The organism is Pseudomonas sp. M5A4_2d, from assembly GCF_053345295.1.
The window spans coordinates 136,026-152,870 of sequence record NZ_JBKEZW010000012.1; the positions used below are offsets into that span (position 1 = coordinate 136,026).

The 16,845-nt window shown below is 60.6% G+C and carries 16 protein-coding genes; 10 read left to right on the forward strand and 6 right to left on the reverse strand.

Translation table 11 applies throughout. The features are described from left to right. Positions 1-18 precede the first annotated feature (18 nt). Entirely contained in the window at positions 19-966 is a 948-nt protein-coding gene (locus ACLBW8_RS24915; RefSeq protein ID WP_053254551.1) for a LysR substrate-binding domain-containing protein, read from the forward strand. 213 nt (positions 967-1,179) lie between these two features. Further along, positions 1,180-1,590: an HPF/RaiA family ribosome-associated protein gene (locus tag ACLBW8_RS24920; protein ID WP_064450842.1), complete on the forward strand. Its 411-nt coding sequence runs from the start codon at positions 1,180-1,182 to the stop codon at positions 1,588-1,590. Positions 1,591-1,649: 59 nt separating this feature from the next. On the opposite strand, the gene ACLBW8_RS24925 is transcribed toward ACLBW8_RS24920, so the two are convergent. After that, positions 1,650-3,161, reverse strand: a complete 1,512-nt coding sequence (locus ACLBW8_RS24925) for an MFS transporter (protein ID WP_447806546.1) — start codon at positions 3,159-3,161, stop codon at positions 1,650-1,652. Between the two features lie 106 nt (positions 3,162-3,267). Between ACLBW8_RS24925 and ACLBW8_RS24930 the strand changes: the two genes are divergently transcribed. Continuing rightward, positions 3,268-4,140 carry a LysR family transcriptional regulator gene (locus ACLBW8_RS24930; RefSeq protein ID WP_447806547.1) on the forward strand — a complete coding sequence of 291 codons (873 nt, stop codon included), beginning with the start codon at positions 3,268-3,270 and terminating at the stop codon, positions 4,138-4,140. A 191-nt stretch (positions 4,141-4,331) separates the two neighbouring features. Here ACLBW8_RS24930 and fecA read toward each other — a convergent pair whose 3' ends face one another. The 3 genes from fecA to ACLBW8_RS24945 all read right to left on the reverse strand — a co-directional run bounded on the left by fecA (position 4,332) and on the right by ACLBW8_RS24945 (position 8,197). Next, complete coding sequence (gene fecA / locus ACLBW8_RS24935) at positions 4,332-6,668, reverse strand: TonB-dependent Fe(3+) dicitrate receptor FecA (protein ID WP_447806548.1); 2,337 nt, start codon at positions 6,666-6,668, stop codon at positions 4,332-4,334. A 102-nt stretch (positions 6,669-6,770) separates the two neighbouring features. Next, the gene (locus ACLBW8_RS24940; RefSeq protein ID WP_221294011.1) at positions 6,771-7,712 is read right to left on the reverse strand and encodes a FecR domain-containing protein; all 942 of its coding nucleotides are present in this window, start codon (positions 7,710-7,712) and stop codon (positions 6,771-6,773) included. Beyond that, a complete protein-coding gene (locus tag ACLBW8_RS24945; RefSeq protein ID WP_447806549.1) occupies positions 7,709-8,197 on the reverse strand; it encodes a sigma-70 family RNA polymerase sigma factor in 489 nt (162 codons plus the stop codon). The genes ACLBW8_RS24940 and ACLBW8_RS24945 overlap by 4 nt, the downstream gene beginning before the upstream one ends. 170 nt (positions 8,198-8,367) lie before the next feature. On the opposite strand from ACLBW8_RS24945, the gene ACLBW8_RS24950 reads away from it, so the two are divergent. The 6 genes from ACLBW8_RS24950 to ACLBW8_RS24975 all read left to right on the forward strand — a co-directional run bounded on the left by ACLBW8_RS24950 (position 8,368) and on the right by ACLBW8_RS24975 (position 14,655). Beyond that, positions 8,368-8,670 carry a DUF3649 domain-containing protein gene (locus ACLBW8_RS24950; RefSeq protein WP_447806550.1) on the forward strand — a complete coding sequence of 101 codons (303 nt, stop codon included), beginning with the start codon at positions 8,368-8,370 and terminating at the stop codon, positions 8,668-8,670. Then, positions 8,667-10,241, forward strand: coding sequence for a PepSY-associated TM helix domain-containing protein (locus ACLBW8_RS24955; RefSeq protein WP_447806551.1), 1,575 nt, complete (start codon positions 8,667-8,669; stop codon positions 10,239-10,241). Before ACLBW8_RS24950 ends, ACLBW8_RS24955 begins: the two co-directional genes overlap by 4 nt. Next, entirely contained in the window at positions 10,242-10,568 is a 327-nt protein-coding gene (locus ACLBW8_RS24960) for a DUF3325 domain-containing protein (RefSeq protein ID WP_064450848.1), read from the forward strand. A gap of 7 nt (positions 10,569-10,575) precedes the next feature. After that, positions 10,576-11,154, forward strand: coding sequence for an RNA polymerase sigma factor (locus tag ACLBW8_RS24965; protein WP_064450849.1), 579 nt, complete (start codon positions 10,576-10,578; stop codon positions 11,152-11,154). After that, positions 11,151-12,128 carry a FecR family protein gene (locus tag ACLBW8_RS24970; RefSeq protein WP_447806552.1) on the forward strand — a complete coding sequence of 326 codons (978 nt, stop codon included), beginning with the start codon at positions 11,151-11,153 and terminating at the stop codon, positions 12,126-12,128. The genes ACLBW8_RS24965 and ACLBW8_RS24970 overlap by 4 nt, the downstream gene beginning before the upstream one ends. A gap of 286 nt (positions 12,129-12,414) precedes the next feature. After that, positions 12,415-14,655 carry a TonB-dependent receptor gene (locus ACLBW8_RS24975; RefSeq protein ID WP_447806553.1) on the forward strand — a complete coding sequence of 747 codons (2,241 nt, stop codon included), beginning with the start codon at positions 12,415-12,417 and terminating at the stop codon, positions 14,653-14,655. 139 nt (positions 14,656-14,794) lie between these two features. On the opposite strand, the gene ACLBW8_RS24980 is transcribed toward ACLBW8_RS24975, so the two are convergent. Then, the gene (locus ACLBW8_RS24980) at positions 14,795-15,145 is read right to left on the reverse strand and encodes a glutaredoxin family protein (RefSeq protein ID WP_447806554.1); all 351 of its coding nucleotides are present in this window, start codon (positions 15,143-15,145) and stop codon (positions 14,795-14,797) included. Continuing rightward, positions 15,145-16,149, reverse strand: coding sequence for a nucleoid-associated protein YejK (yejK, locus tag ACLBW8_RS24985; protein ID WP_064450853.1), 1,005 nt, complete (start codon positions 16,147-16,149; stop codon positions 15,145-15,147). The genes ACLBW8_RS24980 and yejK overlap by 1 nt, the downstream gene beginning before the upstream one ends. A 395-nt stretch (positions 16,150-16,544) precedes the next feature. On the opposite strand from yejK, the gene ACLBW8_RS24990 reads away from it, so the two are divergent. Continuing rightward, positions 16,545-16,826, forward strand: a complete 282-nt coding sequence (locus ACLBW8_RS24990) for an HU family DNA-binding protein (RefSeq protein ID WP_003188840.1) — start codon at positions 16,545-16,547, stop codon at positions 16,824-16,826. Positions 16,827-16,845 lie beyond the last annotated feature (19 nt).

The following is a 16,845-nucleotide window of genomic DNA, read 5'->3' on the forward strand; positions in this document are numbered from 1 at the left end:
TTAGCAGGACTAAACCCTATGGCCCGCCCCCTTCATGGTCAGACGTATGTCTGGCTGCACGTTTTTTCCTGTGCTGCGCGGCATCTGTCGTTCACCCGCTGCGCCGAAGAACTGCACATCACACCGGGGGCGGTGAGCCAGCAAATCCGCCAGTTGGAGGAGCGTTTGGGCTTTCGCCTGTTTCATCGACGTGCGCGCGGGGTGGAACTGAGTGCCGAAGGGCAGCGACTGGCGGCGACGGTGGGGGAGGCCTACGGCAGCATCGATGCCGAATTGCAGCGGTTGGACGCGGGGATGATCAGCGGCACCTTGCGGTTGCGTTCTATCCCCTCGTTTCTCGGCAAGTGGCTGACCCCGCGCTTGCCACGCCTGCAGCAACGTTTTCCGGATATCCAGCTGCGCATGGTCGCCGAAGACAGCAGCATCGCGCTGCACGAGGGTGACTTCGACCTGGCCATCGACTTGAACGACGGCAGCTACCCCGGCCTGTTATCCACAGCCCTGCTCGATGAACAAATTTTCCCGGTGTGCGCCCCCAGCCTGCTGCGCGGCCGCCCGCCCTTGCATGGCCCGGCTGACCTGGTGCATTTCCCGCTGTTGCATGACATTACTGCCTGGCGTGGGAGTTATGAATACGCCGAGTGGGAGTTCTACCTGAACGCCATTGGCTATCACCAAGCCGATGTGCGGCGCGGGCACACCTTCAACCGCAATCACCTGACCATCGAGGCTGCCATCGCCGGCATGGGCGTGGCCATCGCGCGGCGCACGTTGCTCAATGATGAACTGGAGCGCGGCACCTTGATCGTGCCGTTTGGGCTGGCCGTGCCCAACCATAAACGCTACGTGCTGCTTTACGCGCCGGGCGCGCTGAGCCATCCGGGCGTACGTGCGGTGCATGACTGGCTGGTGGAAGAAGCGGGGATTTTTCGCGGACTGCACCCGTTGGGGGAGGGGCAATTGTAAGGTTCGCTGGGCGTAAGAAGATGTAACTAACTCCCCACCCTAACAGCGTTTTTGCTCGTAGTCAGACTTAATTTGTAATGTGGGATTTATCTTTGCAAAGGACTTGAAATGTTCTTCTGAGTGCTCAATTGTGTAATCAAGAGGTCATGGTTTCACCACCCCGGTGTTGCAGTTTGTGACCTCTCGCGAGCTAGCTGAAATAAGGGAAGAACTATGCAAATCCAAGTCAATAGCGATAACCATATTGAAAGCAGCATCCGACTGGAGGAGTGGGTACGTACTACCATTGAGAGCACGCTCGAACATTATGAAGAGCACCTGACCCGCGTTGAGGTCTACCTGAAGGACGAAAATGGCGACAAGCCTGGTCCCCACGATTTAAGTTGCCGTCTGGAAGCACGGCCAAAGGGTCATCAACCGCTGTCGGTATTGCATAAAGCCGATACCCTGGAACAGGCGATCGACGGCGCAGCCGTCAAGCTGGAGCATGCGCTGGAACATCTGTTCGGCAAACTGCAAGGCAAGCCACGCGCTGCCGGAAAAAGCCAGCCGACCACCAAAGTCAATGAAGATGAGCTTGAACAGGAGTTTCTGGAAAAAGAACGTGCGGTCTTTAACAGCTGATAGCTGACGGTTCTTTCATCCCTACTAAAACGGGCCTGCATTTGCAGGCCCGTTTTCGTTTACTTGGCGCGTCGGAAAAAATACCCGCTCAACACCGCCAACCCGCAAGCGCCCAGGCCCGCAAAGAGCATCGCCCAACCGACGCCGTGGCGCAGCGCGGCCTGGGCATCGGTGGGGGCCAGCGCCAACACGTCCAGCTTGCCCGCCGCAATATGCTGGCTGATTTCTGGCCAATTCATGGCCGTGGTTTCGGGGAGCAGGCTCGCGAGGTGATGGCTGATTCCCAGCAACAGCACCAGCCCCATCAGCGCGATATTGAGGGCCAGGGTTATCAGCCGTGCACTGAGGTCGATGCCCGAGGCCATGCCCGCGCGGTCGGCTGAGACCGAGCCGGTGGTGGTGTTGGTGGTGGGCGAATTGGTCAGCGCCAGGCCCACGCCGGCCATCGCGCAGCTGAAAAGCACTAATACAATGCTCGGATGCTCGACGCTATTGGCCGCGGCCATGGCGATAAAACCCGCCCCCATCAAGCCCAGGCCCAAGGGAATGATGCGTGCTGCGCCAAAGCGCAGGGCCAGGCGTTCGGCCAACGGTGGCACCAGCAACGTGGGCAAGGTGTAGGCGAGCAGGGCGCCGCCGGTGGTCATCGTGTCGTAGCCCAGGCCGGCCTGGAAGTAGAGTGGCAGGTAGATCATGAATGGCCAGAAGCTGAAATTCATGCCGATCGAGCCCATCAGCGCGCCGTTGAAGCGCTGGATGCGGAACACCGAGAAATCGAACATCGGCTGGGCGCTGCGCCTTTCAATCAGGATAAATAGCAGCAGCCCGGCCAGCGACAAGCCTGCCCAACCGAGCATGGCCGGTGCGCCGAAGCCGTTCTCGCTGCCCTGGGTGATGAAGTACACCAGCGCAAATACCGACAGCGTCAGGGTCAGCATGCCGGCAATGTCGAGGCGATGGCCGGCCGGGTCGCGGGATTCCTCGACGCTGATGCGCAGCAACACCAAGGTCAACAGGGTTAGCGGCGCATGCACGAGGAACACCCAGCGCCAGTCTGCTACCGCCAAAATCAACGCGCCCACCATCGGCCCGAAGCCCAGGCCCACGCCCGCGATCACGCCCCATATTGCGAAAGCGCGGGCCCGTGCCGCGGGTTCACGAAACCGGTGCGAAAGAATTGCGAACTGACAGATCATCATGGCACCGGCGCCCACGCCCTGGACAAAACGTGCAGCGATCAGCGTGGACGCGTCGTTCGCCAACCCACACGCCAGCGAGGCCAGCCCAAACAGCCACAAGCACAGCACCAGCATGCGCCGACGCCCAAAGCGATCGGCCAGTGTGCCCGCTGCCATCAAGACGCTGGTGCAGGCCAGGGTGTAGGCATTCATGATCCATTGCGCGTCCTGAAAGCCCGTGCCCAACTGCTGTTCCAGGGTTGGCAGGATGACCGGCACGCTGGAGATTTCCAGGCCGAACATCAGGGCTACGAGGCAGACGGCGGTAAGGGCAACGCCATCTCTGGCAGTGCGCGGGGCGCTGACGACCGATACAGCGGCGGCGGGCGGCATGGGTGGTTCCTTTCGATTGGGTGAGAGCAGTATTCTCGCGGGAGCAGGGTTCTTTATTTGTGATAAGTTTTCCGTCAATAAGGGAATTAAAGGCGACAATAGACTCATGGCCACCCCGCGTTTTGATGGCGTCGAACTCTTCCTGCAAATCGTCGAGAGCGGCAACCTGACCGAAGCCGCCGAACGCCTGAACCTAACGCGTTCTGCTGTGGGCAAGGGGTTGGCGCGGTTGGAGGCCCGTTTGGGCACCTGCCTGTTGCAGCGTTCTACCCGCCGCCAGCGTCTGACCGAGGACGGGCAGGCTTATTACGAGCATTGCCTGCGTGCACTGGCAGAGTTGGAGGCCGCCGAATCGGTATTGGAGAGCGGCCGCCAGCAGCCACGTGGGCGGTTAAGGGCAAGCTTGCCGCTGGCCTTCGGTCACCACTATGCGGCACCTGCTTTGTGGGGCTTGATGGATCGGTACCCGCAATTGGAGATCGAGATTTCCTTCTCTGACCGGCTGACGGATCTGGCGCAGGAAGGCTTCGACGTTGCCGTGCGTATCGGCCCGCTCCCGGATACAGACCGCCTGAGTGCACGCCGCCTGGGCGAACAGTCCGTGGGCCTGGCCGCTTCACCGGCCTATTTGCAACGTGTCGGGCGGATTGAATGTATCGAGGACCTCGCCGGTCATCGAGGCATTGCCTACCGTTGCGCTACTTCGCATAGCTCGGGGGTGATATCACCTTTGGTGCTGGACGACCTCCAGGCCGTGGCCGATGCCGCCATTGCTGGCGTGGGCCTGGCCTGGTTGCCGAGCTGGTTGATTGCGCACTATGTGCTGCGTGGCCAACTGGAAGCGGTACTGCCGAGCTACCGCGACCAGCCTGCGCCGATCCATGTGATATGGCCCACGGCCGCGCACATGCCGGCCAAGACGCGCTGCGCCATCGACGCGTTGGTCGCCGGCACGCCGAGTTGCTTGGCGGGCAGCTAGCGCCCAATCGAAAAGGCCGAACTCCTGTGGGAGCTGTCGAGCCCCAGCGAAGCTGCGAAGGCGGCGGCACAGGCAAAATTAGTTGCCTGACCCACCGCTTTCGCAGCCTCGCTAAAGCTCGACAGCTCCCACAGGGTCTTGCATCGTTTGTAAGGTCCCACGCCTTAATTGAAGCGCTATGACTCCGGCAGTTAAAACGCGATGGAGGTTTGCACGTAGACGGTGCGCGGCTCGCCCACGTATTTACCCTTGTTGTTGTCGTCGAACGAGCGGGTGAAATACTGCTTGTTGAAGATGTTTTTCACACCGACTGCCACGTTCAAGTCCGACAGTTGTGGGCCGAAGTCATACGCCGCGCGGCTGCTGAACAGCATGTAGCCGGGGATGCGTCCGTTGGCGCCGTCGGCGGTTTCAGCCTGGGTGTTGGCGTTGTCGGCGAACTGGCTGCTCTGGTAGCTGCTGTCGAGGTTGAGCTTCCAGCGGCCTTCGGTGTAACCCACGCCGAGAGTGCCTTTGTGCTTGGACGAAAAGGGTACGCGGTGGCCTTTGTTCGGGCCGTTTTCACGGATGGTCGCGTCCACATAGGCATAGGTGGCGTACACATCAAACCCCGCGAGCGCCGGGCTCAAACCGTCGAGCGCGTAGTTGATGCTCGACTCGATACCCTGATGGCGCGTTTCACCGCGCGCGATCACCGAATCGTTGGTCTGGTTGCTGTCGTACTGGTTGTCGAAGTTGATCAGGAATGCGCCGATTTCCGCACGCAAGGTGCCGTTGTCATAGCGTGTGCCGAGTTCCCAGGTGCGGGCTTTTTCCGGTTTCACTTCGCCGCTGGTCACGCGGTTCGGCATTTGGCTGTACTGCACGCTGCCGAATGAGCCTTCGGTGTTGGCGTAGAGGTTCCAGTCTTCGGTGAGGTGGTAAAGCACGTTCAACGCCGGCAGTGCGGTGTTGTAGTCGCCTTTGTACTTCACGTTGGTCAGGTTGTTGGTCTGCTGGGATTCGATCATCTCGTAGCGCACGCCCGGGGTGATGGTCCACTTGCCGATATCAATGCGGTCATCGACGAAAAACGCATTGGCCTCGGTGGCGCCGCGGGTGTCGCGGTCATTGCGGCTGTTGGTGGTCGGCAACTGCTGGTTGGCGCTGATCGGCGTGCGGTAGCGCAATTCGTGGCCAGCTTCGTTGATGTAGCGGTAGCCGACGCCCACTTCATGGCTGCTCGGGCCTATGTCGAAGCCTTGGGCGAAACGGGTTTCCAGGCCACGTACCCAGTACTCGCGCGGTGACAGCGAGAGGAAGCTGCCCTGGTCCAGGTAGCCATTACGCAACGTGGTGGTGAAGAAGGTATTGGCGGTGAATTCGCGGCGGTCTTCCTGGTAGCGGTAACCGGCGTTGAACATCGTACGGCGGCCCCAGAATTTGTCGTAGGGGCGCGTGGACTGGTACGGATCAGCCTTGTAGTCCTTGACGTTCAAGCCGCCGGGCATATCGGCCTGGCCTTCGTAGTACTGCGCCATGGCATTGAAGCTGTTGGCGTCGTCCAACTGGTATTTGCCTTTGAGGATCAGGTCGTCGATGCGCGTGTTGCTGTTTTCGCGCCAGTCGCCGCCACGCGTGCCGGAGTACAGGATCGCGCCGCCCAGGCCATTGTCCGCGGTGCCGCCGGCCAGTAGGTTGCCAGTGGTCTTGAAGCCGTCGTGGCTGGAGGATGGGCTGGTCTCGGTCTGCAAGCCGCCTTTGACCGTCGGCGCATCCGGGATCGCGCGGGTCACGAAGTTGACGATGCCGCCGACGTTTTGCGGGCCGTAGCGCACCGCGCCGCCGCCGCGTACCACGTCTACCGCGTCCATGTTGCCCATGCTGATCGGCGCAAATGAAAGCTGCGGCTGGCCATACGGTGCGAAGGGCACCGGGATGCCGTCCATCAGCACGGTTGAGCGCGATGCCAGGCGCGGGTTGAGGCCGCGAATGCCGAAGTTCAGCGCCATGTCGTGGCTGCCGGTGCCGTTGTTTTCCGGGGCGTTGACGCCGGGAATGCGGTTGAGCACGTCACGGGCCTGGGTCGCGCCCTGGCGCTCGAACGCTTCACGGCGGATCACATCACGCGCACCAGGGTGTTCGAACACGTTGGTTTGCGCCGCGTCGCCGAGCCAGTCCCCGACCACGCTTGAGGTTTGCAGTTCGACGGTAGCGGGGCCGTTGGCCGGTTGCAGGCTATAGGCGTTATCACCTTCGGCGCGGGCTTGCAGGCCCGTGCCCTCCAGCAGTTTTTGCAGGCCTTCGGCAGCGCCGTAATTGCCCGACAACCCACCGCTCTGCATGCCGGCCGTGACCTCGGAACCGAAAGAAATCAACACGCCAGCCTCACGCCCAAATTGGTTCAGCGCTGCTTCCAGGGTCGCCGGGGCGATGTGATACGGCTTGGCATCGGCGGCCATCACCTGCGGCAGCACGGTAAGACTGAGGCTGGCGCCCAGTAGGAGTTGGCGCAAGGTGCGTGCGAGAAGCGTCGGTTGCTGGGGCATGAAGAGCGGTCCTGAGAAGGAAAGATCAAGGTGGCTTTCCTTCTCTGTCACGCGAGGTGTGGAAATCGGCTCACTTGCGGGTAAAAAAGTGCTGAAATAATTTCAGGCGCGAGCCTGGACCGTCACCCAGTAGCGGGTAAACCGCCGCACTTTGACCGGCAGGCTGACTTCCAGCAGGTCGAGGATGCGCTCGCTGTCGTCCAGCGGGTAGCTGCCGGACAGCAGCAGGTTGGCCACTTGCGGGTCGCAATTAAGCTGGCCACGGCGATAGCGGCCCAGCTCGGCGAGAAAATCCTCCAGACGCATGTGCGCGGCCACCAGCATGCCGTCGGACCAGGCGCCGCTGTTGGCGTCGGTGGGCAGTGGGGTGTCCCAGCCTTTACGGGTGAAATTGACCTGGCGCGTGGCCTCGACGCTCAGCGGCAGGCCGCGGTAGCCGTTGGGCATTATGTCGACAGTGCCGTCAAAAACGGCCAGTTGGGTATGGTCGTTGAACTGGCGCACATTCAGCCGTGCGGCCTGGCTGCTGAGCAAACCCTGGCCGGTGAGTACATGCAGCGGCGTATTGCCGGCGCGGGCAGTCAGCAGCATTTCGCCCTCAAGCAGGCGGATCAAGCGTTGGCTGCCATCAAAATGCACATCCACCGCGCTGCCGGTGTTGAGCTGCAACCGGCTGCCGTCGGCCAATTGCACATTGCGCCGTTGGCCGACGGGGCTGCGGTAGTCGGCGCTCAATGGCGGCAAAATATGCTGCTGGCGCAGGCCCCAGGCGGCGGCCGAGCCCGCACCGAGGATCAGCAACAGCTTCAGGGCCTGGCGCCGGCTGCTGGATTTGGGCGCACTCAACGCGGCATGCGCCAGCGGCGAGGGCATGCCGCGCAGGCGCTGGTTCACGCGCTGCATATGGTCCCACGCGCGCTGATGTTCGCTGTGGGCGTTCAGCCATTGTTGCCAGGCCGCTTGCTGGCGCGGGTTGAGCGCGCCTTGCTGCATTTCCATCAGCCAATGCACCGCCTGCTCGGCAACCTGGGTCGAAAAGTTCATAGGGCGAAGTAGCAGCGCAGCGCCGCTTTATTCAGGTGGCGTTTGACCGTGGCGATGGAAATGCCCAGCTCGGCGCCGATTTGTGCGTAGGTCAGACCGTCCAGCTGGGCCAGCAGGAATGCACGTTTGACCAGGGTGGGCAGGCCGTCGAGCAATTGGTCCAGCTCCAGCAGGGTTTGCAGGATGATGGCGCGTTCTTCTTCCGAGGGCGCCACGTGTTCAGGGCTCTGCGCCAGTGCATCGAGGTAGGCGCGTTCCAGGTCCTGGCGGCGGTAGAAGTTGAACAACACGCGCTTGGCGACGGTGGTGAGGAAGGCGCGGGGTTCGATCAGCGTTGGGGTTTCCCGTGCGGTGAGCACGCGGATGAACGTGTCCTGCGCCAGGTCGGCCGCGCTTTCCGGGCAGCCGAGCTTGCGTCGCAACCAGCCGGTGAGCCAGTGGTGATGGTCGTTGTACAAAACTTCGACGGTATTGGACGGCTGCAACGCAATCACTCCACAAGCATTGGCATGCTCTAGAGAACAAGAATTGTTCGCATTGTAGGGGGCGTGACAAGGTTCGGCAATCCACCCGAGCAGATGAATCATCCGTTCTCTTTTGCTTATGAGAATATTTATCATTAATATTGCGCGCTGATGAACCTGGCGCCTCCCGCATGAAAAGCAAACGCTCACTGCCTATTACCTACCGTCTAGCCGTCACCTCGCGCGTGCTGGCAGCCGTGGTGGGTGGCTATTTGATGGCGTCCCTGGCCAGCATCTGCCTGGCGCTGTGGATGCCGACTTCCCGCGCCGACGCGGTGGTCACCGGGATGATGAGTTCATTTGTGTTTTACCTGCTGGCGGTGCTCTGGTGTTTCGCCTGCCGCACGGCATGGCGCGCATGGGCAGGTGTAATGGTGCCGAGTGCACTGTTTGCCACCTTGGCGGGCGTGGGTTTGTGGATGGCGCGCACATGAAAGAGGGCTTTCGCCAGGCCATGGCCTGGTTGCACACATGGGCGGGATTGATATTTGGCTGGCTGCTGTTTGCGATTTTCCTGACCGGCACCTTGTCCTATTTCAAGGACGAAATGACCCACTGGATGCAGCCCGAAGTGCGGGCCTATCCACTGGACGACGCGCGCAGTCTCGCGGCCGCGCAAACCTATTTGCAGCAACAGGCGCCCAACGCCGCACGCTGGTTTATCACCTTGCCGGACAGCCGCGACCCAGGCCTGTCAGTGATGTGGCAAGACAAACTCGACCCCGGCAAGCGCGGCAACTTCATCCACAAGGTCCTCGACCCTGTCACCGGCCAACCCGTCCAGGCCCGCGAAAGCATGGGCGGCGAATTCTTCTACCGATTCCACTTCCAGCTGCAAATGCCTTATCCATGGGGCCGTTGGCTGTCGACCATTGCCGCGATGGTGATGTTCGTCGCGTTGATCACCGGCATCATCACCCACAAGAAAATCTTCAAGGACTTCTTCACCTTCCGCCCGCGCAAAGGCCAGCGTTCCTGGCTCGACGGGCATAACGCGGTAGGTGTGCTGGTGTTGCCGTTTCACTTGATGATCACCTACAGCAGCCTGGTGATATTTATGAACATGGTGATGCCTGCGCCGATCGCTGCCTCCTACGGCAGCGACAGCCGCGCGTTTTTCAACGAAGTATTCCCCGCGATCAACAATGCGCCGGCGCTTGGCCAGCCGGGCAAATTACTGCCGTTGTTGCCAATGTATGAGCAGGCCCGCACGCAATGGGCGGGCGGCCATGTCGGTCGTTTGGTGGTGAATAACCCAGGTGATGTGAATGCGTCGGTCAATGTGGTCCGCGCGGGCTCCGACAGTGTGGTGCAGGATTTCGGCAGCACCCTGTCATTCAGCGGCACCACTGGCGAGCTGTTGCGGGTGAGTGGCGAGCAGTCACTGCCGGCGGCAATCAGCGGCAGTTTCTATGGCCTGCACATGGGCCATTTCGCTGGCCCGGTGCTGCGCTGGCTGTACTTTATCTGTGGCCTGGCGGGCACGGCGATGATCGGCACCGGCTTGGTGATATGGCTCGGCAAGCGTCAGCTCAAGCACGCTAAAACCTCGGTGATGCCGTTTGAACTGCGGCTGGTGGAAGTGCTGAATATCGCCAGCATGTCCGGGCTGATGCTCGCCATCGCAGGGTTTTTCTGGGCCAACCGCTTGTTGCCGGTGAGCTTCGCCGAGCGCTCCGACTGGGAAATAAATACCTTTTTTATTGCCTGGGGCCTGAGCCTGTTGCACGCCGTGCTGCGTCGAGGCCGCCAGGCTTGGGTTGAGCAATTGAGTCTCGGCGCGCTGCTGTTTGTGGCGGTCCCACTGCTTAACGCGCTGACCACCTCGCAGCATTTGGGCGTGTCACTGGCCAGCGGCGACTGGGCCATGGCCGGCTTCGACCTGACCTGCCTGGCCAGCGGTCTGTTCCTGGCGTGGGCCGCCTGGAAGATGCAGCACCGCACGGCGCCGCAGCCCAAGGTCGAACGTTCACGCGCATTGACGCTCAAGCAGGAGGCGAACTGAATGCTGCTCGCATTGCTGATGTGTTACGCCGGGTTTGCCGCGCTGTGCCTGTCCACCGATCGTCATCATGGCGAACTGCTGCACAGCAAGCCTTCGCCACCTCGACGCCTGACGTTACGTACGGCCGGTGGGTTGCTGCTGGTGCTGTCGACGTGGCCAGCGGTGGCAGCCTCGGGTTGGGCTCAAGGTTTGGTGGAGTGGTGCGCTGTGTTGATGCTCAGCGCACTGTTGCTGGTGTTGCTGTTGCCGTATCGGCCAAGGCTGGCCTTGAGCCTGGCGGGTGTCGGCCTGCTGGCCAGCCCGGTTGCTGCCTTCGCCCTGTTTTGAGCCTGCCATGATGATCAGCACGCCACCCGAATCCCAGGACAGCCCGCATACCGATGCGGCCGGTGGGCGTGCGCATTTCCTGCAGGTGTTTTTATCCCAGCGCTCGCAAATGGAGGCGCTGGTCAGCCGGCGCGTGGGTTGCCGCGCTACGGCGGCCGACCTGGTGCAAGACCTGTTCCTGCGCTTTTGGCGTCGACCGTTGGTGCAGGTCGAAGAGCTCAGCACCTACCTGTTGCGCTGCGCCGGCAACATCGCCATCGACCATTTGCGCAGTGAGGGCGCGCGCGTGCGCAGCAGCGAAGGTTGGTTGCCGGAACAACAGGACAACCAGGGCTCCGAACCCCAGGCAGCCCTCGAAGCGGGCAATGACCTGCGCCACGTCGAAGCCGCCTTGCGCAGCTTGCCGGAGCGTACCCGGCAGATTTTCCTGCTCAACCGCATCCACGGCCGCAAATACACGGAAATTGCCAAGGCCATGGGGCTGTCCCAAAGTGCCGTGGAAAAACATATGATGCGTGCCCTCGAAGCCTGCAAGGCCAGCCTTCGCGAACCCTCTTGCCCACGCACGCCAGGGAAAGCACCGTGAACGTTACCCCCACGCCCGCCCAGGAACAGGCCGCACTCGACTGGTTGAGCCTGCTGCACGATCAGCCCAGCAGTGGTGACCAGGCCACGTTCAGTCGCTGGTTACGGGCTGACCCCGCGCACGTCGAAGCCTATTCACGGGCCCAGGTGCTGTGGGAGTTGAGCGAAGTGCCGGCACGCACACTGGCGGACGAAGATGCAGTGGCGTTGCAGGGCTACCTCGACTCAATGAACAGCTCAAAACGCTCGCGTGTTGTGCGCGGGGCCGGTGCCTTGGCCATGGCCGCGTGTTTGCTGGTGATGGTGTCCCTGGGCGCGGGTTGGCAGCCGTCGCGCTGGGTTGATGACTTCGGCGCCGATTACGTGACAGCGCCAGGCGAGGTGAAGACCGTAACCCTGGCGGATCAAACCCAAGTGACCCTGGATGCCGACAGCGCCATTGCCGTGGATTTCAGCCATGGCGAGCGGCACATCCAGTTGCGCCGTGGCGCGGGTTTTTTCCGCGTGATCCACACCGGCCAGCCCTTTGTAGTCGAGGCCGGCAGCGGTGAGGCGCGGGTCTTGGGCACGCAGTTCGAAGTGCGCCTGCAACCGGCCGGGGCCCAGGTGACGGTGCTGTCCGGCCGGGTTGGCGTAACGCCGTCCAGGCAAGGGCAGCAGCAGGTGCTGACGGCAGGCCAGCAAGTGGCCTACGCCGACGGTGTGGCCGATGCCCTGCACGCGGTCGACAGCGAATCGCGCCTGGCCTGGCGTGACGGCTGGCTCAATTACTACAAAGCACCGTTGGCCGAGGTGGTTGAGGACCTTAGCCGTTACTACCCTGGGCGAATCCTTCTGCTCAACGACGAGATGGCCGCCAAGCGTGTCAGCGGGAGTTTTCCGAGCAAGGACCCAGTGGCAGTTATGAGTGCCTTGCAGGCGGTCCTGGGCTTTGAACAGCACACCGTGCTGGGCCGCATGATTGTATTGCGCTAGACATTAATCCCCTCCGTCGCCACCTCCTGCGTGGCGATTGTATGAAATATTTTCCTCTGTTTATTTTCTCCATGTCGCTGTAGACCAGGTATTGCGCTGCCTGCAGGCCTTTCATTTAACCTTCATCCCAATTGCCAAAACCTGTCACCAAACCGTTACACGCGCCAAGGATGATCCCCGGATTCCTGAACAGGTGGTCAGGAAGATTGGCGTCGCCGTTCACCCGGTTCTGACAGCCAGCACCTCCCTCCATAACAACAGATAGATGCACGTAAGGGATCTACTCGTGAAGATCAACACACTCTCTGCCCTGCTGTTAGCCTCGGGCCTAGGAAGCTTTGCGCCACTGGTTTTGGCAGACACCACGCAGGATGTCGGTTCGGTGGACGTCGCCGGCAAACAGAGCCTGGGCAACGGCCACATGATTCGCGAAGAAAGTGCCAAGGCGCGGTCGACGGTGACCAAGGAAGCCATGGACGAAATGTCGGGGACCGCCAACGCCATCGACAAACTCAAATACACGCCGGGCATCAACGTTTCCAGTGATGACGCCAGCGGCACCAGCGGCACCAACTTCACCATGCGTGGCATGAACTCCGACCAGATCGGGGTTTCCGTCGATGGCGTGCCGATCAACGACTCGGGCAACTACAGCGTTTATTCAAACCAGCTGGGCGACCCGGAAAACCTCGCCGAAGTATTCGCCACCCAAGGGTCTTCGGAAGCGGACGGCCCGCACATCGGCTCCAGCGGCGGCAACATCGGCATGATCACTCTGCGGCCGACCAAGGAGCCCGGGCTGTTCGCCAAACAGATCGTCGGTGCCAACGACCTGCGCAAGACGTTCGTGCGGGTGAATACCGGCGATTTTGGCGGCCTCAAGACCTGGGTCTCGGCGTCTCACCTGGAAGGTGACAAGTGGCGCGGCAAAGGCACATTGCGCAGCGACAAAGTCGAGTGGAGCAGCCTGTTCGAAGACGGCAATGGCAACTCGACCCTGGCCACGGTGAAATACAACAACCAGGAAAACTACAACTACAACACCCTGAGCAAGTCGCAGTTCGAGACAGAAGGGCGACGCAAGGACTTCTCGGAAACCCCGGTTTATAAGTCGGGTTTGCTGTCGTCGTCCTACAAGCTCAACCGCAACCCGTTCGAAAGCGTCAACGCCACGCTCACTCAGCGCTGGCAGTTGCAAGACAACCTGTCGCTGACGGTCACACCTTATTACTACTGGGCCAACGGTGGCAGTTTCAGCGGCCAGACCGCTTCAAACCTGGGGCCCAAGTCCGACAAGGCCGGCAACTACGACCTGAGCAACCTGAAATCGCTCAACTACTATCGCCCTTCGTGGACCGAAACCTGGCGCCCTGGCGTCACCGCCAAAATGAAATGGGACATCAACGAAGAACACAGCCTGGACTACGGCTATTGGTATGAACGTGCTCGTCAGCGCCAGACCCAGCCCTTTATCGGGATCAACGGCGAAGGCGCACCCGATGATGTGTGGGGTGACTACAACAGCGGCGGCCAAGTGGTCGACAAGAACGGCGCGACCGTACAGGGTCGTCATTACTACACCATCACCCCGGCTCAGAAGCTCTGGGTTCAGGACAGCTGGCAAGCCACGCCGGACCTGAGTTTTGTCGGTGGCGTTGCGTACCAGTACGTCGAGCGCGACGGCAACAATCTGGGCAGCCTGTACGACACGCCGGAAAAACGTAACACCCGTTACCACCAGTTCCTGCCGAACTTCAGCGCCAAGTACCAGGTCGACGAGAGCAACCAGGCGTTCTACAACGTCACCCGCAACATGCGTACACCGCCGAACTACGTGCTGTACAACAAGGGCGACTCCGTCAGCCTGAAGCCTGAGTTGAGCTGGAACCAGGAACTGGGCTGGCGCTACACCGAAGACACCCTGGCGCTGAGCGCGACCTTGTTCTACATCAGCTTCAAGGATCGCCAGTTGTCCACCACCGACTTGAACGGTGACTACGCGGTGATCAACGTCGGCAAGGTCGACAACAAAGGCCTGGAGCTGGAATGGAGTGGCCTGTTGCCGCACAACTTCAACTACTACGCCTCCTACACCTACACCCAGTCTGAGCAGAAAGACAATGTGCTCAGCAAGAATGTGTTGCTGCCGACAGCGGGCAAGCAACTGGCCAACGTGCCGGAAAACATGTTCAACCTGGTGTTCGGCTATGACGACTCGCGTTTCTACGGCAACGTTGCGGGCAAATACGTCGGCAGTTTCTACGGCGATTTGACCAACGACGAAAAAATCTCCGGCCGTACCGTGTTTGACCTCAACGCCGGTATCTACTTGCCGGTGGACAAGAAAGTCATCAAGTCCGCGGCCCTGCGGTTCTCGATGCTTAACGTGTTCGACAAGGAATACTTGAGTTCGGCGCGCACCGTGTCGTTCAACTCGGCACCGGTAAACGGCCTGGCGCCGAGCACGGCGTATTACAACGTGGGTGAGGAACGCACGGCGATGGTGTCGCTGGAAGCCAACTTCTAATTAAAGGTGCCGCTGAGCTAAATGTGGGAGCGGGCTTGCTCGCGAAAGCGGTGGGTCAGTGCCAGATGCATTGACTGACAGTCCGCCTTCGCGAGCAAGCCCGCTCCCACATTTGATCTGCAGTGTTTTACAAATTGGGTTACTTCAGCGCGGCCATAATCGCTTCAGGGTTGTAATCGCGAATCAGCGTGCCATTCACGTCCACAAACGGAATCCCGCCGCCGCCCAAGGCCTCATAGGCCTTGCGCGCCTGGGCGTCCTTCTCGATATCCAGCGCCTGGTAGGGAATGCCTTTCTGGTCCAGAAAGCGCCGGATCTGCTTGCAGTAGCCACACCACTCGGTGGAATAGAGCACCACGCGCGCTGAGGCGCGTACCTGCTCCGACACCACCTGCGAGGGGTTGAACAGCCGCTCGATCTTGCCCCAGTTCTGGATGACTACCACGACCAGCAATACCAGCAGGACCTTCTTGAGAACCCCGCCAAGCATCAGTTACGGCGCTTGAGCTGGTCAGTCAATTGGGTCGGCAGACCCTTGATGATCAAGGTGCCGGCAGCCTCGTCGTACTCGATCTTGTCGCCCAGCAGGTGCGCTTCAAAGCTGATCGACAGCCCCTCGGCACGCCCGGTAAAACGACGGAACTGGTTGAGGGTGCGTTTGTCGGCCGGGATCTCCGGCGACAGGCCGTAATCCTTGTTGCGGATATGGTCATAGAACGCCTTAGGCCGATCTTCATCGATCAAACCCGACAGTTCTTCCAGGCCCATCGGCTCGCCGAGCTTGGCCTGGCTGCTGGCGTAGTCCACCAGGGTCTTGGTTTTCTCGCGGGCCGACTCATCCGGCAGGTCTTCGCTTTCGACGAAGTCGCTGAATGCCTTGAGCAGGGTGCGGGTCTCGCCCGGGCCATCGATGCCTTCCTGGCAGCCGATAAAGTCGCGGAAGTACTCCGAGACCTTCTTGCCGTTCTTGCCCTTGATAAAGGAGATGTATTGCTTGGACTGCTTGTTGTTCTGCCACTCGGAGACGTTTATCCGCGCTGCCAGGTGCAATTGGCCCAGGTCCAGGTGGCGTGAGGGGGTCACGTCCAACTGATCGGTCACGGCCACGCCTTCGCTGTGGTGGAGCAGGGCGATGGCCAGGTAGTCGGTCATGCCTTGTTGGTAGTGGGCAAACAGCACGTGGCCGCCGGTGGAGAGGTTGGACTCCTCCATCAGCTTTTGCAGATGTTCGACTGCCGTGCGGCTGAAGGTGGTGAAATCTTGGCCGCCGTCAAAATACTCCTTCAACCAGCCGCTGAACGGGTGCGCGCCGGACTCGGCATGGAAGAAACCCCAGGCCTTGCCTTGTTTGGCGTTGTAGCTCTCGTTGAGGTCGGCAAGCATGTTCTCGATGGCGGCCGACTCGGCAAGCTCGGAGTCGCGGGCATGGAGAATTGCGGGGGTGCCGTCGGGTTTTTTGTCGATCAGGTGGACGATGCAATGACGGATCGGCATAGGCTTCTCGGCTGGTTGAGGGGAGCGGTTGGCCTCCCCGAAAAGTTGCCCAGTGTACCGCACCCATTGGCCAAGACACGTGTCCAAGGGTGCTTTGGCAGCTCTCCGACGGCCTATATGCCTTTTTTTCACGGTTTAGAGCGATAAAGCTGACCAAATGGGTATGTTGAGGCGGATATTTCCCCGTCTCTGTGCTAGTTTTGCCCCGTCTTACGCCAAGTCTCGGCGTTAAGCGTGCATTCAGCATCTGTCAGGTCGAACCAATCCCCGTTTCAAGCATCTATAACCCCGATCTCCGTGGTTATGGCCGGGGGTGCCAGGCCATGACGGTCGGGCTCGACGGCTGACACTGCACTCTGCAATCCATATGAATTTGATAGGGAAGGAACACCACAATGGCTATTACTAAAGACCAACTGATCGCTGACCTGGCTGAAGCAGTAGACGCACCGAAAACTACCGTGCGCGCTCTGCTGGACCAACTGAGCCAAGTTGTTGCTGATCAGCTGGAAAACGGCGGCGAAATCACTCTGCCAGGCGTTGGCAAACTGAAAGTGACCGAGCGTCCAGCCCGTACTGGCCGTAACCCTTCGACTGGCGCCGCCATCGAAATCGCTGCCAAGAAAGTTATCAAGCTGGTTGTGGCCAAAGGCCTGACCGACGCTGTTAACAAGTAAGACGCAGCAAAAAAAACCG